The sequence below is a fragment of the Bradyrhizobium sp. 2S1 genome (assembly GCF_011516625.5).
Lineage (GTDB): Bacteria > Pseudomonadota > Alphaproteobacteria > Rhizobiales > Xanthobacteraceae > Bradyrhizobium > Bradyrhizobium septentrionale.
The window spans coordinates 5,787,525-5,806,997 of sequence record NZ_CP147717.1; the positions used below are offsets into that span (position 1 = coordinate 5,787,525).

Genomic DNA, 19,473 nt, shown 5'->3' on the forward strand with positions numbered 1-19,473 from the left:
CATTCCGGGGCGATGCGGAGCATCGAACCCGGAATCTCGAGATTCCGGGTTCGCCCTTCGGGCGCCCCGGAATGACCGGCCGCATCGCTTCGCCGTCGGTCCGGAATCGCCTTGCATCGCGCAGCCACCCCATCGATATTGCGCCGCACTATGGCGGAATGTCCGGCGGGACTGTGAGGAGCGATCATGAGCAAAGCCGTTCTCGGCATCATCGGCGGATCCGGCATCTACGACCTGCCGGGCCTGGAAAATGTCCGCGAGGAAGCGATCACGAGCCCGTGGGGCGAGCCGTCGGCGCCGCTGCGCCGCGGCGAGATGGCGGGACTGCCGATCGTGTTCCTGCCGCGGCACGGCCAGGGACATGCGTTGTCGCCGTCCGACATCAACTATCGCGCCAATATCGACGTGCTGAAGCGGGCGGGGGTTACCGACCTTGTTGCACTGTCCGCGTGCGGCTCGTTCAAGGAGGAGTTGCCGCCGGGCACGTTCGTGCTGGTCGACCAGTTCGTCGATCGCACCCACAGGCGCGAGAGCTCGTTCTTCGGCAAGGGCTGCGTCGCGCATGTCTCGATGGCGCATCCGGTGTCGCCGTTGCTGGTGAAGCATCTCGCGGCCGCGGCCGAGGCCGAGCGCATCGCGTTTGCGCGCGGCGGCACCTATCTCTGCATGGAAGGGCCGCAATTCTCCTCGCTCGCCGAAAGCCTGACCTACAAGGCGCAGGGCTATTCGGTGATCGGCATGACCAACATGCCGGAAGCCAAGCTCGCCCGTGAGGCCGAGATCTGCTACGCCAGCGTGGCGATGGTGACCGATTTCGATTGCTGGCATCCGGCGCATGATGCCGTGACGGTGCAGGATATCATCCGCGTGCTGAATTCGAACGCCGAGAAGGCAAAGGCGCTGGTCGCGCGTCTGGCGCGGGATTTCCCGCGCGAGCACGAGCCGTGTCCGATGGGCTCAGATCGTGCACTGGACACCGCGCTGATCACGGCGCCCACGGCGCGCGATCCGCAGTTGCTTGCCAAGCTCGATGCCGTCGCCGGAAGGGTGTTGAACGCATGAAGGTCGATGGACGGCATTTTCGCAGCATCTGGCTCGAGCCCGACGGCTGGTCGGTCGGCGCGATCGATCAGCGGCGGCTGCCGCATGAGTTCATCATCGCCAGGCTCACGACAGCGGAGGAGGCCGGCGAGGCGATCAGCTCGATGCTGGTGCGCGGCGCGCCGCTGATCGGCGCCACCGCAGCCTATGGCATGGCGCTTGCGATGCGCGCCGATGCGTCCGACGCGGCGCTCGCGCGGGCCGGCAAGATGCTCGCTGCGACCCGGCCGACCGCGATCAATCTGAAGTGGGCGATCGACGAGATGCAGCGCGCGCTCGCGCCGCTCGCAGCTTCAGCCCGCGCGGAAGCCGCCTATGCCCGCGCCCGCGAAATCGCCGACGAGGATGTCGAGATCAACCGCGATATCGGCCGCCACGGCCTTGCCCTGATCGAGCAAATCGCCGCGACGAAGAAGCCGGGCGAGCCGGTGAACGTGCTGACGCATTGCAATGCCGGCTGGCTTGCAACGGTGGATTGGGGAACGGCGACATCGCCGATCTACCAGGCGCATGATCGCGGCATTGCGGTCCATGTCTGGGTCGACGAGACGCGGCCGCGCAATCAGGGTGCCTCGCTGACCGCCTGGGAGCTCGGGCATCACGGCGTGCCGCACACCGTGATCCCTGACAACACCGGTGGCCATCTGATGCAGCATCGAATGGTTGATCTTGCGATTGTCGGAACCGACCGCGTCGCCGCCAATGGCGACGTCTGCAACAAGATCGGGACCTATCTGAAGGCGCTCGCGGCCCATGACAACGGCGTGCCGTTCTACGTTGCGCTGCCGTCGCCGACCATCGACTTTCGTATCGATGACGGCATCAAACAGATTCCGATCGAGCAGCGCGCGGCCGCCGAGGTGACGCACCTCACCGGGCGCACGACTGATGGACGGATCGAGACCGTGCGCGTGGTGCCGGAAGGCTCTTCCGTCGCCAATTTCGGCTTCGACGTGACGCCGGCCAGGCTGGTGACGGGATTGATCACCGAGCGCGGCGTCCTCAACGCTAGCCGTGCTGCACTTGCGAGCGCGTTTCCCGAACGTTCCGGCGTTAGCTGAAGGCTGCATTGACGGTGATTGTATCAGCGCGCTATCCAATCGTTGCCCTCGCAACCGAGACCGTCTCGTCCATGTCCAATACCGAACTTGAGATCGTCGTCGACGATCCGACCGCGCCTGAAGAGAACTCGCCTGCGGTCGTCAGCACCGGCGTCGTCGACGTCGTCGTCTCGCTGCTTTTGCTTGTGCTCGCTTTGGTGCTCGGCTGGGACAATTGGCGCACCGGCGCCTCGTGGGATTCGACCGGGCCGCAACCGGGCTATTTTCCGTTCTATCTCTCGGTCATCCTCGGCGGCGCCAGCCTCTACGGCCTGGGCGCCGCCTTCCTCTCGCGCCGGGAAGCCGCCGAGACCTTCGTCACCCGCGCCCAGCTGCGCCGGGTGATGGCGGTGTTCGTGCCGACATTGCTGTTCTGCTTCGCCACTCAATATCTCGGCCTCTATGTCGCGAGCTTTCTCTTGATCGCGGGCTTCATGCGCCTGGTCGGCAAGATCGCGCTGTGGAAGTCGCTGTTGACTGCCTTCGTCTTCACCGCCGTGATGTTCATAACGTTCGACGTCGCGTTCGACGTCATCATGCCGAAGGGGCCGCTCGAAGCGGCTCTCGGCCGCTAGCCAACCGACAGGATTTCGAGACATGGAAGCCTTCGGTCTGTTGCTGCACGGCTTCGCCGTCCTGCTGACGTGGAAGACGCTGCTGTTGATGATGGTCGGCCTCGTGCTCGGCATCTTCGTCGGCGTGCTGCCCGGGCTTGGCGGTCCGAATGGCGTCGCGATCCTGCTGCCGTTGACCTTCACGATGGATCCGACGTCCGCCATCGTGATGCTGTCCTGCATCTATTGGGGCGCACTGTTCGGCGGCGCCATCACCTCGATCCTGTTCAACATTCCCGGCGAGGCCTGGTCGGTCGCGACCACCTTCGACGGCTATCCGATGGCGCAGCAAGGCAGGGCGGCTGAAGCGCTGACGGCCGCGTTCACTTCGTCCTTCATCGGTTCGCTGGTCGCGGTGCTCCTGATCACCTTCCTGGCGCCGATGATCTCGTCGTTCGCGCTGAAGTTCGGCCCGCCGGAGTTCTTCGCCGTCTACCTCCTGACCTTCTGTTCGTTCGTCGGCCTCGGCCGCGAGGCCAAGCACAAGACGGTGATCTCGATGTCGCTTGGGCTGCTGCTCGCCGGCGTCGGCATGGATACGGTGTCCGGGCAGCTGCGCATGACCTTCGGCTCCGCGGAGCTGCTGCGCGGCATCAACTTCCTCGTCGCGGTGATCGGCCTGTTCGGCATTAGCGAGATCCTGCTCACGATGGAGGAGCGCCTGGCGCTGCGTGGACACGCCGCCGGCATCAGCCTGCGCGTGGTGCTCTCGGTATGGAAGGACCTGCCGAAATACTGGGTGACGCTGCTGCGCTCGTCCGTGATCGGCTGCTGGCTCGGGATCACGCCGGGCGGCGCGATCGCGGCCTCCTTCATGGGCTACAATCTCGCCAAGCGCTTCGCCAAGGATCCGGAAAGTTTTGGCAAGGGCCGCATCGAGGGCGTGTTCGCGCCGGAGACCGCCGCGCATGCCTCGGGCACCTCGGCGCTGTTGCCGATGCTCGCGCTCGGCATTCCCGGCTCGGGGACTGCGGCGATCCTGCTTGGCGGCCTGATGGTGTGGGGCCTCAACCCGGGCCCGCTGCTGTTCGTCGAGCACAAAGACTTCGTCTGGGGCCTGATCGCCTCGATGTATCTCGGCAACGTCGTTGGCCTCGTGCTGGTGCTGACCACCGTGCCGATCTTCGCCTCGATCCTCCGGGTACCGTTCGCGGCGGTCGCGCCGATGATCGTGGTGTCCTGCGCGATCGGCGCCTATGCGATCCAGAACGCGATGTTCGACATCTGGTTGATGCTGGGCTTCGGTGTCGTCGGCTACGTCTTCAAGAAGATCGGCATCCCGCTTGCGCCATTCACCCTCGCGCTGGTGCTCGGCAGCCGTGCCGAGGACGCATTCCGGCTCTCGATGATCGGTTCCGGCGGCGATATGAAGGTGTTCTGGTCGAACGGCCTCGTCGGCACCATCACGACCTTGGCGATCGTGCTGCTGTTCTGGCCGGTGATCGATCGGGCCTTTGCCGGCGTCGCGCGTCTGGTGCGGCCGGCAAAGGCGTGAGGGGTCAGACGACCTTGCGCTGCCGGAGCTCGGCGATCTCGTCCTTGTCGAAGCCGAATTCGGCCAGGACTTCCTCGGTCTGCTCGCCGAATTCCGGCGGACGGGCCGCCATCCTGCTCGGGGTCCGCGACAGCGTCACGGGCTGGCTGACCAGCTGGATATGCCGGTTCTCGTCATTGGGAACGTGCTGGGCCATGCCGAGATGCTTGACCTGGGCATCCTCGAACATCTGGTCGATCGAATAGATCGGCCCGCACGGCACGCCGGCGGCGTTCAGCTCCTGCACCCAGGTCTCGGTCGACTTCTTCTGGGTCAGCGCGTCGATCCGCGCATTGAGCGCGTCGCGATTCTTCGAGCGCGCCGGTGCGGTTGCATAGTCGGGGTCGGTGACCAGATCGGGCGCGCCGATCGCCTGTGCGCAGCGCTCCCAGATTCGTCCTCCGGTGGTGGCGATGTTGATGTAGCCGTCGGAGGTCGTGAACACGCCGGTCGGGATCGAGGTCGGATGGTTGTTGCCGGCCTGCTTGGCGACTTCCTTTTCCATCAGCCAGCGCGCCGCCTGGAAATCCAGCATGAAGATCTGCGCCTGCAGCAGCGAGGTCTGCACCCATTGGCCTTCGCCGGAAACATCGCGCTCCAGCAGCGCGGTCAGGATGCCGAGCGCACAGAACAGGCCCGCGGTCAGGTCCGCAACGGGAATGCCAACCCGCATCGGCCCCTCGCCGGGCGCGCCGGTCACCGACATCAGGCCGCCCATCCCCTGCGCGATCAGATCGAACCCCGGGCGCTTGTGATAGGGGCCGCCCTGGCCGAAGCCGGAGATGCTGCCATAGACGATCCGCGGATTGATCTTGCAGATGCTCTCATAGTCGATGCCGAGCTTGGCCTTGACGTCCGGCCGGAAGTTTTCGACCACGACATCAGCCTGTTCGGCCAGCCGCTTGAACACCTCGAGCCCCCTGGGGTCTTTCAGGTTCAAGGTCATGGCGCGCTTGTTGCGATGCAGGTTCTGGAAATCGGACCCGCCGCGGGGGCCGCCCGGCTGCTCGCCGCCGCCGTCCTCCAGCAGCGCATCGATCTTGATGACGTTGGCACCCCAGTCGGCGAGCTGGCGCACGCAGGTCGGCCCCGACCGGACCCGGGTCAAATCCAGCACGGTGAAACGGGACAGGGCTTGGGATGCGCGAGGAAAGGGCATTGAGACACCTCTTGTTTGGCGGGCCGCTCTGGGGGCTACTGCCTATCTGCCTTAGACAATTTGGCTGACCTTTCCAACTGTTACCCGGACGACAGGCCGGGCCGGAAACAACCAGCCATGGTTCCGTGAAGATCGGTTCGTCCCTTGGCGGTGATTTGGGCCAGCCGGGCCTGCTCGCCGGCACTACCATCTGCCAACCCTCGACAATCACCCCGGCGGCTGCTAGCCCGTCGCCGAGCCGAACGGGTTTTGCCCTTATGGAATAGACACTTGAAGCGTATCGAAGCGATGGACCGAAAACGGGCATGGCGGTGAAGAAAGGTCCATCCCATCTGCTCGGCAACTCGGCATGGAACGCGACTGCCTTCGCGGTCGCAGTGCTGCTCAATCTTGCGATCCTGCCATTCGTGATTTTCCGCCTTGGCCTCGCTGCGTTCGGTGTTGCGGGCCTGGTGACAGCCTGCGTCGCGCCTGCGCTGATGTTCAGCAACGCGCTTGGCCTCTCCACGACGCGCGAGCTCGCGCAACGATTGGAATCGTCCGATCGCGACGATGCGCGGCGCTTCTTCGCGACCGCCCTTGCGCTCGCCCTCGTCGTGGGCGGCCTGATCGCGGTAGTGCTCAGCCTTGTGGGCGCGCCGTTCGCGCGATTGGGATTTCACCTGGGGGGCCCGGCTGGCGACGACCTGGGGCTTGCCTTTGCATTGGCCGGCGCCGGCTGGCTGTGCCAGTGCCTGTTCGCGGTCTTCCTCTCGCTGTTCACGGCGCGCCAGGATTATCGGCGGATCGCGTCGATCAGCATCACAGGCACGGTGGTGACGACGATGTCGATGCTGCTGCTGATCCCGCATGCGCCGCGCGCCTCGACGTTCCTCGGTTGCCAGGCATTGGGCTTCGCAACGAATTTCCTGATGGCCGTCGCCTGGTCGCGGCACGCGATGGGTGACTGGCTGGCACGGCCGGCGCTCGATCGCAACGCGCTGCGTGCACTGGTCAAGCTTGGCGGCTGGCAGGTGGCTGCGCAAAGCGGCGCGCTGTTTGCCGGGCAGGCGGACCGCTATCTGCTCGGCGCGCTGCTGCAGCCGCAATTTGTCGGCTTCTACAGTGTTGCGCAGCGGCTGGAGGAGGCGGTCTATATCGGTGTGCTGAAGGTCGGCGAGATCCTGTTCCCGTTCTTCAGCACGCTGCAAAAGGAGGATGACGATCGCAAGGTCGACCTGCTGCTTCGTTCGTCCTGGATTCTCAATGTGCTTGCCGCGAGCGCGCTCGGCGGCCTGATCCCGGTCGCAGGCGCATTACTATATCGATGGACCGGCGCCGAGGTGGCGGCCGAGGCGCAACTGGTGCTGGTGGTGCTCTCGATCAGCGGCATATTGGGGTCCTGCGCCAACGTGTTTGCGTTCTATCTGCTGTCGCAGGGGCGCTCCAGTTCCAACGCGCTGATCTCGCTCGTCACCGGTGTCTTCACGCTCGCGACCAGCGCCGTCGCATTGCCGTATTTCGGCTGGCAGGCGGCCGGTTGGAGCACCTGCGTCGGGATGGTCGCGCAGATGGTCACCACGGTGCTGCTGTTGCGGCGGACCTTCAGGTTTTCAGCCATGTGGTCGCGGATGCTGCATTTCGTCCTCGTCCCGCTCGGCACCGGGATCGCCGTTGCGCTGGCGCTGCGCTCCCAGCTTGGCCACACCTCATTCGACCACGCGCCGTCATGGTGGTATGTGGTGTCGCTCTACGGCGTGTCGGCGGCGGCAATCTTCGTCGCCGCCGTCGCCGTGTCGCAGCTTGGTCCCTATCGTGCCGTCTGCCGGCGGGACCTCCGCATCATCATCACCCGCTTCTTGCCCTTCAAGGCCGCCTAGACATGTGTGGTATCGCAGGCATCGTCAATCTGCGCGGCTCCGCCGTGGAGCCGGCCGAGATCTCGCGGCTCACCAGTCTGATCGCGCATCGCGGTCCGTTCGGCGAGGGCATCTGGTTCAACGCCAAGCGAAACGTCGCCTTCGGCCATCGCCGGCTCGCCATCATCGATCCCGGCGAGGGTGGCTATCAGCCGATGGTCTCAGGCGATGGCCGCCATGTGATCGTCTACAACGGCGAGATCTATAACTTCCTCGAATTGCGCCGCGAGCTCGAGGCGAAGGGCGCGGTGTTCCGCAGCCAGTCCGATACCGAAGTGATCCTTGCCGCCTGGCAGGCGTGGGGCGAGGACATGCTGCTGCGCTTCAACGGCATGTGGGCGCTGGCGATCTACGACACCGCCACGGATGATCTGTTCCTTGCGCGCGACCGTTTCGGCATCAAGCCGATGCTCTATGCGCTGTCGTCCGAGCGATTCGTCTTCGCGTCCGAGCAGCGGGCGCTGGCGCGGAGCGGACTGATCGAGACATCGCTCGACATCGACGTGGCGCGGCGGCTGTTGCTTGACCCATTCGGGATCGAAGGCAGCGAGCGGACCCTGTTCGCGCAGCTGCGCCGCCTGCAGGGCGGCCACTGCATGTGGCTGCGCCAGGGCAAGGTGCAGGTGCGCCGCTGGTGGCGAACCGTGGATCATCTGCCTGATATCCCGGACACCGAGGCCGAACGCGTGGCGCGCTTTCGTGAGCTGTTTCAGGATTCCGTGGCGCTGCGCATGCGCAGCGACGTACCGATCGGCACTTGCCTGTCCGGCGGCTTCGACTCGTCCGCGGTGATCTGCACCATGTCGGCGCATGAGAAGGCCGGCATGGGACCGCGCGACAGCACCGCCTGGCGGCACGCCTTTGTCGCGACCTTTCCCGGCGACAGCAACGACGAGCGGCCGATGGCGGAGGAAGCGGCCGCATGGGCCGAGGTGGTGCCGAGCTTTCTCGAGATCGGCCGCGCTGATGCGCTGATCGACCTTGACCGGATCCTCGACGACAATGACGACGTCTATATCGGGCTGCCGAGCGCGCCGTGGCTGATCTACCGCGAACTCCGGCGCCAGAACGTCACCGTGTCGCTTGACGGTCACGGCGCGGATGAATTGATGGGCGCCTACCTGCAGGAGGGGCAGTCGACCGCATTCCGGATCCGGAACGCAGCGACCGCGCTCACGTCACGATCGAAGCTGGCGCAGCGGGGCATCGACTTCTTGCGGGCGCAGATGATCAGGCGGCAGGGGTATTACTTCCTGCGTGGCGGCGCGGCGGCGATGCCCGCACCGTTGCGGCTGGTCGCCGAGGATGACGAAATGCCGAGCGCGTGGGGCGCGCTGAACCGGCGTCTCTACCGGATGTTTCACTCGACCACGCTGCCAACCATCCTGCGCAATTTCGACCGGCTCTCGATGGCGCACGGGATCGAGGTCCGGATGCCGTTCATGGACTGGCGGCTGGTCACCTACACGATGGCGCTGCCGGAAACGAGCAAGTCGGCCGACGGCATGACCAAGGTGGTGGCGCGGCAGGCGATGGCGAACCTGATGCCCGAAAGCATCCGCACTGCGCGCCGCAAGGTCGGATTCAATTCGCCGATGCCGGAATGGCTGAACGGGCCGTTGGCCGGCTGGACCGCAGAGCTGCTCGATCGGAAGGTCCCGGCATTTGCCGAGTTCGTCGACGAGGTGCCGCTTCGAAAGGCGGTCGGCCGCTTGACGGCATCGCAAAGCTGGGGTTGGGAATCCGTCGGCCGGATCTGGCCGTATCTGAACATGAAATGGATGTTGGCGAGGTCCGCGTAAGCAATGCGTCTGTTCCAGAACAGCGGTCTCTATCCGTCCTATCTGCCGCGGCTGAACCAGCTTGCGGCAAAGGCGTCGACCTTCGCGGCGCGGCGCGACGTGTTCCTGCACGATCGCTTTGGCGCGGCGCATTTCCTCAAGCCGGTGCTCGACCGCGCACCCGAAGCCTTCTTCACCAACGGCGACGACGAAGTGCTGCAGCGCCGATGGGCGCATGAGCAGGGCATCAAGGGGACGCCGACGCTCGAGGCAATCCTGCTTGCGCAGATCGAGCATCACGGAACCGAGGTGTTCTACAATCTCGATCCGGTGCGCTATCCGAGCCCGTTCGTCGCAAAGCTTCCCGGCTGCGTGAAGAAGACGCTGTGCTGGCGCGCGGCACCCTCCGGAAATGCCGACCTGACCGCCTATGGCGCGGTGCTTGGAAACTTCCCTTCGATCCTCGAGGCCTGGCGCAGCAAGGGGTGCCGGGCAGAGCTGTTCTTCCCTGCGGTCGATCCGGTGATGGAGCAATACGGCCACGGCGAACGGCCGATCGACGTGGCGTTTGTCGGTGGATATTCGCGGCACCACAGCGCGCGGGGCCGGACGCTCGAGCAGGTCGCGGCGCTGGCGGCTGATCGCAACATCGTATTCTGCCTCGATGCATCGCGGCTGACACGGCTTGCCGAAAGCCCGGTCGGACGATTATTGCCGCTGGGGAAGCACCGGCGTCCCGAGGTCATCGCGCGGATCGCGAGGTTGCCGCTGTTCGGCAGGGACCTCTACGATCTCTTCGGATCGGCGAAGATCGTGCTCAACGGCGCAATCGACATGGCCGGCAACGATCGCGGCAACATGCGCTGCTTCGAGGCGATGGGCTGCGGAGCGCTGCTCGTCTCGGACGCCGGCAATTATCCGGAGGGGATGGAGGATGGGCAGACGATTGCGGTCTACGAGTCGGGCAATGATTGCCTCACCCAGATCGCGAATTGCTTGCGGGGCTGGGATGAAATGAAGGCGAAAGCCGAGCGGGGGCGGCGAGTGGTCGGAGATTTGTATAGCAAAGGGCGCCAGTGGGCCCTATTTGAAGACCTCTTGGAGCGCGTCTAGGAGCAGGCATGCACGTTGACGGTCTGGTTTTTAGAATCAAGGAGTTGGCTGACGCGGCTGCATTGCCTGTCTACTTTGCTAGAGGGCGTCGACCCTGGTCGGTTGGTTACTTTACGCGCAAGAAGGACTGCATTCAGACCGCGATCGACACGGCCGCCGTTGGATCGGGGCGCCCGCTGCCTGACGCATTTGGCATCGCCATCGATGAGAGGGTAGTCGAATATCCATGGCTGTTCGACCGGTTGCGCCGCGATGGTGTCCGACTGGGACGAATGCTTGACGCGGGCTCGACGCTGAATCACGACTACATTCTGGGCCGCGATCCACTGCGCAACGCGGACCTGACGATCATGACGTTGGCACCGGAAAAGCGGTGTTACTGGTACGAGGGCTATTCCTACGTCTTTGGGGATTTTCGCAAGACGAGGTTCGAGGATGGCGCCTTCGACACCATTGTCAGCATTTCTACCCTGGAGCATGTCGGACTGGACAACACAATGCTCTACACCAATGATCCGGCTAAATCAGAAACCAATAAGCATGGCTTTGCCGATGCGATGCGCGAGTTTCGACGGATCATTGCTCCCGGCGGACGTTGCCTGATCACGGTGCCATATGGGCGATATGAGAACTTCAACTGGTTTCAGGTCTTCGACCGGGGGATGATCCAGACCCTGATCGACGCTTTTGCGCCTTCGTCCTTCGAGCTCGAGTTCTTCGGCTATGAGAAGACGGGCTGGCGTCGGGCAACGGAGGCCGAGGTTGCGAATGCGACTGCATTTGACCCGCATAGCGGACGCGGCCGGCTCGACGACAGGGCTGGCTGCGCGCGCGCTATTGCCTGCATCGAGTTGATCAGATGAATCTCGATTACTGGCTGCAGCGGATGCTGGGGCGCGCGACCTGTCGCCTTGGGTCGGACGCCAGGCTGATGCCGACTGCACGCATCCGCAATATTCGCGGTGACAGCGACTGCATCGTCATTGGTGCGAACAGCATTATCCGAGGCGAGCTTTTGACGTTCGCCCATGGCGGGCGCATCGAAATCGGATCGTGGTGTTATGTCGGGGAGAATTCGCGGATATGGTCCGCTGGATCCGTGCGAATTGGAGACCGGGTGCTGATTGCGCACGATGTGAATGTCTTCGACAATCTCACTCATCCTGTGGACCACGTGGCGCGCCACCGGCAGATTCAGGAGATGTTTACCAAAGGTCATCCGCGTGAGCTAGATCTCGATGAGCGTCCTGTCCTGATCAACGACGATGCCTGGATCGGGGCTGGCGTTTTCCTGACGAGAGGCGTTCGGATCGGCGCCCGCGCGATAGTAGCGGCTGGTTCGGTAGTCACTGGGGACGTCGCCGAAGACACAGTCGTCGCCGGAAACCCGGCACGTCTTGTAAGGTCAGTCCTTGAAACTTAGTTTGGCTGGGTCAATCGCATGATCGTGTGGGTCACAGGCGCGAACGGGTTCATCGGCCGCCATCTTGTGCGGGAGTTGGCCGCGCCGGGCCATGCGGTGCATGGGGTCGGGCACGGAGCCGTCGATGCGGCGGAAGCCCGGCGCCTCGGTTTGCAGAGCTGGATCAACGGTGAGGTCGACGCGGCCAATCTCAACACGCTTGCGGCTGTGCACGGGTTGCCGGCGCAGGTCTTTCACCTCGCCGGCGGATCGTCCGTCGGCGTCTCGATTGAGCGGCCGTTTGAGGATTTCACACGGACTGTCGCCAGCACGGCGCGGCTGCTCGAATGGTTGCGTGGATCCGCGCCAGATTGCGCAGTGATCGCGGTGTCGAGCGCCGCCGTCTATGGTGCCGACCATACCGGCCCGATCGCCGAAAGCGCCGTCGCAGCTCCGATGTCACCCTATGGGCAACACAAGTTCATGATGGAGCAATTGTGCCGCAGCTACGCGCAGTCGTTCGGCATCCGCTGCACTGTCGTGCGGCTGTTCTCGGTCTACGGTCCCAACCTGCGCAAACAATTGCTCTGGGACATCTGCTCGCGGCTCGAGGCCAGGGAGCCGTTGCTCACGCTCGGCGGGATGGGCAACGAAATCCGCGACTGGACCGACGTTCGCGACGTCGCGAGGCTTCTTGCAAGTGTCGCGGAACCGTCGCCGCAGGAGACGTTCCGGGTCATCAATGGCGGATCGGGCCGTGGGACGAGCGTTGCCGACATTGCGGCCGGCCTTATCCGGGAGTGGGGAAGCAACACCGCAGTGCGACACTCGGGCGTAAGCCGGCCCGGCGATCCCGTGAGCCTGTTGGCCGACGATGCAATGCTGCGCCAAATCGGGTTCGATTGGCGCATTCCCCTCGATCAGGGCCTTGCCGACTACGTGACGTGGTTCAAGGGGCAGGCTTCGTGACGTTGCGCCCGTTGCGGATCGCGTTCAGTCACATTTCGCGTCGGCTTTGGGCTGGCGGATACAATTATCAGCGCAATCTGTTCGCGGCGCTCGCCTGGTCTCTGCCTGGCGAATTCGTTCCGGTCATCTTTGCCGGGAATACGGCCGATGAGAATGAACTCGCGGAGCTTGCCGCAACACCGGGTGTTGAGGTGGTCCGGTCGGCAGCATTCGATGGACAGCCAGGTTCAGCCGCGGCGCTGGGGCTTGGGCTGGACCCCGGAGCCGCCGCGGCGTTTCGCTCCGCGCGCATCGATGTTGTTGTTGAAGCGGCACACTTCTTCGGCTGGCGGCTGGCTATCCCGGTAGTGGCGTGGATTCCGGACCTGCAACACCGATCTCTGCCTCAGCTCTTTCCGAGGATGGCACGCTGGCGCCGCGAAATCGGCTTTCGCGTCCAGATGGCGTCGGGCCGGACCATCATGCTGAGCAGCGAGAGTGCGCATCGCGATTTCAGGACCTACTATCCGCGCGCCGGGAACGATGTCTGCGTGGTTCGCTTCGCAACCCAGCCGCCGGCCGCTCTCCTGAACACGGATCCGTCCGAGGTGATCGCGACCTACGGCCTGCCGGAAAGCTATTTCTACCTGCCCAATCAGTTCTACCGTCACAAGAACCATCAGCTCGTGGTCGACGCGCTGACGATCCTGAAGAAGCGCGGCGCCAACGTGGTGGTCTGTGCTTCCGGCAGCACCGAGGACCGCCGCGAGCCGGGCTATTACGAACTGGTCAACGCGCAGGTTCGCGAGCGCGGCCTCGATGCGCATTTCCGCCATGTTGGGACGATCCCCTTGTTACACGTCTACGCGCTGCTGCGGGCATCGACCGCACTGATCAATCCATCGCGTTTCGAGGGGTGGAGCACGACGGTCGAGGAGGCGAAGTCGTTCGGCGTTCCGATGATCCTGTCCGATCTCGATGTGCACAAGGAGCAGACCGACGGGGCTGCACGCTATTTCGGCGTCAATGATCCGGTCGCGCTCGCGGACCACCTGATGCAAGTTTCACAGCAGGCGCGCGGGCTCGTCGTTCGGAACGTCGTCCCGCATCAGGACGACAGCGTCCGCGCCTTTGCGGCGAGTTTTGCGGCCACCATGCGACGGGCTGCCGGTCAGGAGATCAGTGAGCCAGTCGCAAGATAGAAGCTGAGGTCGCGCAGCAGATCGCGCGGGCGCTGCTTCACCCGGCGAGGTTGACGTTCATCGCGTGAACGGGGTAGAGGAGAGCTCAGGCGCTGGGTCGGATGTCATGCCGCGGCGGCCAGACTGCGCGTCCTGTCGAATTGTCAACGAAACCCAGACGAACAGGTTAGTCCCACGTGTGCGGCATATTCGGCCTCATCGCCAAGAACGGGCTCGTTGATGCTGATCAAGTCGATCGACTGACCGATCTGGTCGCTCACCGCGGGCCGGACGGGCGCGGCGTGAGGGTCAATGGCAATGTCGGGTTGGGACACCGGCGCCTCGCCATCATCGATCTGACCGAAGACGGCGCGCAGCCGATGCGCGACAGGCTGCTTCCGATCTGGATCACCTACAACGGTGAAATCTACAACTACCTCGAGCTCCGCGCGGAACTCGAGGCGCTCGGACATGTCTTCCACACCGCGTCCGACACCGAGGTCCTGCTGGCCGCCTATGTCCACTGGGGCGAAAACTGCCTCGACCGCTTCAACGGCATGTGGTCGTTTGCGATCCATGACGAGCGCGACAATACGCTGTTCTGCGCGCGTGATCGCTTCGGTGTGAAGCCATTCTACTATGCCGACACGGCGACGCAGTTCGCATTCGGTTCGGAGATTCGCCAGTTGCTGCCGCTGATCGGGCGCTCCGTCGCCGACGACGATCTTGTCAGGGATTTTCTCGTCTGCGGCCTCAGCGACCATACCAATCGCACCTTTTTCAAGGGCATCGAGAAGCTCGCCCCCGGACACAAGATGCGCGTCGATGTGGCAACAGGCCGGATCAGGACGGAGCGCTATTATTCGCTGGCGCCTCGCCCGGACGTCGCTGACGGGAAGGATGCAGCCAAATTGCTGCGAGAGCTGCTCGACGACGCAACGCGTCTGCGCCTGCGCTCGGACGTTCGCGTCGGAACCTGCCTGTCGGGAGGACTGGACAGTTCGAGCGTCGCGACGCTGGCAGCACGGCGCTATGCGACGACCTCCAACGATCGCTTCTTTGCCATCACCGCAGTCAGCGAGCAGGCCGCCAATAACGAGGAAGCCTACGCGGCCGAAATCGTGGCAAGCGCCGAGCTGAACTGGTTGCGCACCAAGCCGGGCTACGAGGATTTCGCGTCGACGGCGGAAACCCTGCTCGAGGTTCAGGAGGAGCCGTTCGGAGGCCCCTCGATCATGATGCAGTATGAGGTGATGAAGACGGCGCGCGCGAACGGCGTGATTGTGCTTCTCGATGGTCAGGGCGGCGACGAAACGCTGCTCGGATATCATCGCTATTATGCGGCCTGGCTCCGCGACCACTTTCATCGCTCGGGTGTGCGCGGATTTTTCTCCGCCTTCGGCGCGGCCAGGAAGGCGGGCGTTTCAGCCAGTCGCCTGTTGATGTATTTGTTCGGGGCCAGCCTGGCGGGACTGCGAGCCGGCGTCTACCGTTGGCGATACGCGTTCCTGAAGAGTCCAGCCCTGCCGGAGTCGCTGCGCCGTTTTGCGCGAAACACCAACGATGCACGTGAGATGCAGGTTCTGGAGATCACCGAAACCAACCTGCCGATGCTGCTGCGTTTCGAGGACAAGAATTCGATGCGGTTCGGCGTCGAAACGCGATTGCCATTCCTCGATTACCGCTTTGTCGAATTTTCACTGAGCTTGCCGACCCGGATCAAGGTCAATCACGGCTGGACAAAATGGCCGCTCCGCGCAGCCATGCAGGACGTTCTTCCGGCCAACATCTGCTGGCGCAAGGACAAGATCGGCTTTGCGGCTCCCGATCAGCTCTGGCTCAACCGACACTCGCCGGTGATGTATGACAAGGTGATTGGCAGCACGCTGCTGGCCCGCTACGTCGACATGGCTGCAGTGAAGAGGAAATTCCACCGGCTCGACCTCGGAATGCGCTGGCGGCTCTATTGCGTGGCGCTCTGGGGCGAACGCTTCCGGGTTGGAGCCCCATGAAGATCTGTATGCTGTCGAGCGTCCATTCGGCCAACGACATTCGAATTGTTGAGAAGGAAGCGCGAAGCCTGTCCGAGGCAGGTCACGAGGTGACCGTCGTGGCGCGGCCGCCGCGCCCAGGCGACACAGGACGCATCGCGTTCAAACTGATCGAGCAGGCCTCGGTCGCGCGCTGGAAGCGTCCGTGGGTCGCGGGGAGGGCGGCAATTGCACTTGCCCGCGCATCCGGGGCCGATGTCGTGCAATTCCACGATCCGGAACTGATACCGTTCGCGCTCCTGCTCAAGAGCCGGCGCTGCAAGGTGGTCTATGACGTTCACGAGGACGTGCCGTCGGACATCCATTCCAAGCGGTGGATTTGGCCCTGGATGCGGCCTCTGGTGGCGCGCGCGATGGAACTGGTGGAGCGGAGCGCGGCGCGGCGCTTTGATGCGATCGTGGCTGCGACGCCGGCGATAGCGGATCGCTTTCAGAGCTATGGCGCTAATGTCACGCTGGTCAGGAACACCGTGCGGCTCGACGAATTCATCGAGCCGACGCCGACCACAAAACGGCAGCGTCAGGCGGTTTACGTCGGCCGCACCAGTTTCGATCGCGGGTTGGTCGAAATGGTGGAAGCATGCGCCGCGGTGCGTCTGCCGCTCGTGCTCGCGGGAACCATCGGCCGCGAAGAACAGGCCTGGCTTGAGAAATCATCCGCCGACGTGTCATACAGGGGCAGGCTGGGACGTGGTGAGATCGCGACGCTGCTGAACGAAAGTCTCATCGGACTCAACCTGCTATTGCCCGAACCGAATTATTTGCTCTCACTTCCAACCAAGCTCTTTGAATACATGGCCGCTGGGCTACCCGTCATTTCGAGTGATCTGCCGAAATCCAAGGAGATCGTCGAGGCCGCCGGCTGCGGCATCGTCGTGTCGCTCAGGGATCGCGCGGCGCTGCTCGACAGCCTGTCCAGGCTGGCGGACGACCCTCAAATGGCGATCGGACTGGGGCTGGCGGGACGGGCGGCGGTTGCCGGGAATTTCAATTGGCAGCACGACGCGGCGGAGCTCAACGACCTCTACCGGCGATTTGCTTCGCCCGGGGCGGCGGCATGAACATCTGGCTGGTGCATCCCTTTGCTGGCGGACCCGGCCTGGGGCGTCACTATCGTCCGTTCTGGCTGGCGGACGCCTGGGGCAAGATGGGGCACCGGGTGGTGGTGGTCAGCGCCGCCTTCCATCATCTGCACAGGCAGCCGCGCGTTCCGGGGCCGCAGCGGATCAACGACATCGACTTCTGGTTTCTCGATACACCGCGCTATGGCAGCGGCAGCCTGGGGCGGCTCCGCAACAATCTGAGCTTCGGGCCGGCCTTCGGCTCGGCGGCGTCTGCAATTGCCGCACGGTTCGGCAAACCGGATCTGATGATTGCGTCGAGTCCGCATCTGTTCTTCATCTCAGCGGCGCATCAGGTCGCGCGGCGTTTCGATGCGAGGTTCTGGCTGGAGGTCCGCGACCTCTGGCCTGAGAGCATCATCGCGCTCGGAATGACCCCGGCATGGCATCCGCTGATGAAGGTGCTCGGCTGGAAGGAGCGCTCGGCGTATCGCGCGGCAGATCGCGTGATCTGCCTGCTGGCCGGAGCGGAACCCCATATGCGGGCACGTGGCTTGCCGGCCGGCAGGTTCCTGTGGATTCCGAACGGGGTCTCCGACGGCGAGATCCAGAGCGCACTGACGATCGACAATCTTCGCCACCCCCTGACCGATCGCATCAATCTGCTGAAGCAGCAGGGCAGGCGGGTGGTGCTTTACGCCGGCGGCATGGGTCCTCCGAACGCCGTGGAGGCTATTCTCGATGCGGCTGCCATCCTCGGCAAATCGAACTCCGAGATTCGTTTCGTGATGATCGGTTCAGGGACCTCGCGAGCCGCGCTCGAACAGCGGGCGGTCGCGCTTGGTAATGTGGAGTTTCACGATGAAGTCGATCGGTCGGTCGTGCACGGCATGCTGCATGCTTCCGATTGCGCGGTCGTCGCCTTCCACAAGAACGCGCTCTATTACCATGGCATCAGTCCCAACAAGCTGTTCGACTACTGCTTGTTCGCGCCGCGCAGCGTCATAGCCTGCGAGGAGCGGGCGCTGGCCGGGCTCGAGGATCTGGTGACCGCGCGATGCGCACCTGATGATGCTGATGCGCTTGCGGCATCGCTGCGTGCCGCTCTCGACGGTCCGGCGCGTCTGCGCGGCGATCGTGTCGCCGCCGCGCAGCGATACAGCTATTCGACTCTCGCGGCGCAGTATCTGGCCGAGCCCCGTGATCCGGCCTGAAGTGTGGCCATTGCGACACAGGCTCGCGAGATAAATTCTTTTATAATCAGATAGTTGCGATGTTCATGGCGTGAACGAATTTGCTTGACGTTCATCGTGTGAACGCGCTATCAGCCTCTCCAGTGGGGATAGGCGTGATGGCAGGCACTCTACCGACGGATGAGAATGACAGCGACCGGCTCGTGCTCGGGCTGCTCACCTCTCTTGAGGCGGATGGCGCGCAATCGCAGCGGCGGATCGCAGCCGAACTGGGCGTCGCACTCGGTCTGGTCAACGCTTACCTGAAGCGGGCGATCAAGAAGGGCTTCGTCAAGGTCGGGTCGGCGCCCGCGCGACGATATGCCTACTACCTCACGCCGCAGGGCTTCTCCGAGAAATCGCGGCTCACCGTGCAATTCCTGTCCGACTCCTTTTCGCTCTTCCGCAAGGCGAAGGATGAATATGGCAAGCTGTTTGAACGCGCGCAGGCGCGGGGCTTCAGGCGCGTTGTGCTTGCCGGACAATCGGACCTTTGCGAAATCGCGATCCTGTGCGCGGTCGACGGGCCGATCTCGGTCCTTGCGATCGTTGATCCCGATGCAACCGCGTCCCGGTTCATCGGAGTCAAGGTGGTTTCCTCCTATGCGTTGGTGGATGAGCCGTTTGATGCGGTCGTCGTGACCCATTTGACTGGCGCGCGACATGTATTCGACCAGGCGGTCAGCAAGTTCGGGGTGGAGAAAGTGCTCGCCCCGGACCTGCTGGGCTTGCGTCCAAAGCAGCCGCCGGGGGCGTGATGGCGATGCAGCCCGATTCGCGCTGGTACGTCGTGCAGACACAGGTCAATGCCGAAGCCAAGGCGGCGGCGGGCCTCGTGCGGCAGGGATTCTCCACCTACCTTCCCCGCTATCAGAGACGCCGCAGTCATGCGCGGAAGGTGGAACTGGTGCCGCGGCCGCTATTCCCGCGCTACCTATTCGTCGCAATCGATGTTGCGGCCCAGCGCTGGCGTGCCATTCAATCGACGCTTGGTGTTTCGCATCTCGTATGCGTGGGAGATCGGCCGGCCGCGGTGGAAAGTGGTGTCATCGACACGCTGAAATCGCGCGAGGACGAAGCCGGTTTCATCCAGCTCGTACGCCGGCCGACTTTCTCGCCCGGTGACACCGTGCGAATTGTCCAGGGTGCATTCGTCGATAGTCTTGCGCTCGTCGAAGATGCCAGCGATCACCATCGCGTGGCTGTGCTTTTGAACCTGCTGGGCCGCAAGGTTCGCGTTCTTGTCGGGGCGGATCTGATCGCCGCGGCTTGAGTGCGTTCCGCCGCCTGGCGGGCGT

The 19,473-nt window shown here is 63.9% G+C and carries 17 protein-coding genes; 16 read left to right on the top strand and 1 reads right to left on the bottom strand.

Features of this window, described 5'->3' with window-relative positions; all coding sequences use genetic code 11:
* Positions 1-186: 186 nt before the first annotated feature.
* The 4 genes from HAP54_RS27430 to HAP54_RS27445 all read left to right on the top strand — a co-directional run bounded on the left by HAP54_RS27430 (position 187) and on the right by HAP54_RS27445 (position 4,310).
* Complete coding sequence (locus HAP54_RS27430) at positions 187-1,062, top strand: S-methyl-5'-thioadenosine phosphorylase (protein ID WP_166305622.1); 876 nt, start codon at positions 187-189, stop codon at positions 1,060-1,062.
* The gene (mtnA, locus tag HAP54_RS27435; protein WP_166305625.1) at positions 1,059-2,162 is read left to right on the top strand and encodes an S-methyl-5-thioribose-1-phosphate isomerase; all 1,104 of its coding nucleotides are present in this window, start codon (positions 1,059-1,061) and stop codon (positions 2,160-2,162) included. Before HAP54_RS27430 ends, mtnA begins: the two co-directional genes overlap by 4 nt.
* Before the next feature lie 71 nt (positions 2,163-2,233).
* The gene (locus tag HAP54_RS27440; protein ID WP_166305628.1) at positions 2,234-2,776 is read left to right on the top strand and encodes a tripartite tricarboxylate transporter TctB family protein; all 543 of its coding nucleotides are present in this window, start codon (positions 2,234-2,236) and stop codon (positions 2,774-2,776) included.
* Between the two features lie 22 nt (positions 2,777-2,798).
* Positions 2,799-4,310 carry a tripartite tricarboxylate transporter permease gene (locus HAP54_RS27445; RefSeq protein ID WP_029079940.1) on the top strand — a complete coding sequence of 504 codons (1,512 nt, stop codon included), beginning with the start codon at positions 2,799-2,801 and terminating at the stop codon, positions 4,308-4,310.
* 4 nt (positions 4,311-4,314) lie between these two features.
* Here the strand turns inward: HAP54_RS27445 and HAP54_RS27450 are convergent, their stop codons facing one another.
* A complete protein-coding gene (locus tag HAP54_RS27450) occupies positions 4,315-5,508 on the bottom strand; it encodes a CaiB/BaiF CoA transferase family protein (RefSeq protein WP_166305631.1) in 1,194 nt (397 codons plus the stop codon).
* Positions 5,509-5,813: 305 nt separating this feature from the next.
* Between HAP54_RS27450 and HAP54_RS27455 the strand changes: the two genes are divergently transcribed.
* The 12 genes from HAP54_RS27455 to nusG all read left to right on the top strand — a co-directional run bounded on the left by HAP54_RS27455 (position 5,814) and on the right by nusG (position 19,448).
* Positions 5,814-7,367 carry a lipopolysaccharide biosynthesis protein gene (locus tag HAP54_RS27455; RefSeq protein ID WP_166305634.1) on the top strand — a complete coding sequence of 518 codons (1,554 nt, stop codon included), beginning with the start codon at positions 5,814-5,816 and terminating at the stop codon, positions 7,365-7,367.
* A 2-nt stretch (positions 7,368-7,369) separates the two neighbouring features.
* Complete coding sequence (gene asnB, locus HAP54_RS27460) at positions 7,370-9,208, top strand: asparagine synthase (glutamine-hydrolyzing) (RefSeq protein ID WP_166305637.1); 1,839 nt, start codon at positions 7,370-7,372, stop codon at positions 9,206-9,208.
* Between the two features lie 3 nt (positions 9,209-9,211).
* The gene (locus HAP54_RS27465; RefSeq protein WP_166305640.1) at positions 9,212-10,300 is read left to right on the top strand and encodes a glycosyltransferase; all 1,089 of its coding nucleotides are present in this window, start codon (positions 9,212-9,214) and stop codon (positions 10,298-10,300) included.
* Between the two features lie 8 nt (positions 10,301-10,308).
* A complete protein-coding gene (locus HAP54_RS27470) occupies positions 10,309-11,163 on the top strand; it encodes a methyltransferase domain-containing protein (RefSeq protein WP_166305643.1) in 855 nt (284 codons plus the stop codon).
* The gene (locus HAP54_RS27475; RefSeq protein WP_166305646.1) at positions 11,160-11,723 is read left to right on the top strand and encodes an acyltransferase; all 564 of its coding nucleotides are present in this window, start codon (positions 11,160-11,162) and stop codon (positions 11,721-11,723) included. Before HAP54_RS27470 ends, HAP54_RS27475 begins: the two co-directional genes overlap by 4 nt.
* Positions 11,724-11,741: 18 nt before the next feature.
* Entirely contained in the window at positions 11,742-12,671 is a 930-nt protein-coding gene (locus tag HAP54_RS27480) for an NAD-dependent epimerase/dehydratase family protein (RefSeq protein ID WP_166305648.1), read from the top strand.
* Entirely contained in the window at positions 12,647-13,852 is a 1,206-nt protein-coding gene (locus tag HAP54_RS27485; protein ID WP_248114444.1) for a glycosyltransferase family 4 protein, read from the top strand. Before HAP54_RS27480 ends, HAP54_RS27485 begins: the two co-directional genes overlap by 25 nt.
* A gap of 176 nt (positions 13,853-14,028) precedes the next feature.
* Positions 14,029-15,843, top strand: a complete 1,815-nt coding sequence (gene asnB, locus HAP54_RS27490) for an asparagine synthase (glutamine-hydrolyzing) (RefSeq protein WP_166305651.1) — start codon at positions 14,029-14,031, stop codon at positions 15,841-15,843.
* A gap of 8 nt (positions 15,844-15,851) precedes the next feature.
* A complete protein-coding gene (locus tag HAP54_RS27495) occupies positions 15,852-16,943 on the top strand; it encodes a glycosyltransferase family 4 protein (RefSeq protein WP_166305654.1) in 1,092 nt (363 codons plus the stop codon).
* Positions 16,940-18,157 (top strand): glycosyltransferase family 4 protein, encoded by a 1,218-nt coding sequence (locus HAP54_RS27500; protein ID WP_166305657.1) that lies wholly within the window; start codon positions 16,940-16,942, stop codon positions 18,155-18,157. Before HAP54_RS27495 ends, HAP54_RS27500 begins: the two co-directional genes overlap by 4 nt.
* A gap of 182 nt (positions 18,158-18,339) precedes the next feature.
* Entirely contained in the window at positions 18,340-18,933 is a 594-nt protein-coding gene (locus HAP54_RS27505; protein WP_248114442.1) for a winged helix-turn-helix transcriptional regulator, read from the top strand.
* Entirely contained in the window at positions 18,933-19,448 is a 516-nt protein-coding gene (nusG, locus tag HAP54_RS27510) for a transcription termination/antitermination protein NusG (protein WP_166305660.1), read from the top strand. The genes HAP54_RS27505 and nusG overlap by 1 nt, the downstream gene beginning before the upstream one ends.
* Positions 19,449-19,473 lie beyond the last annotated feature (25 nt).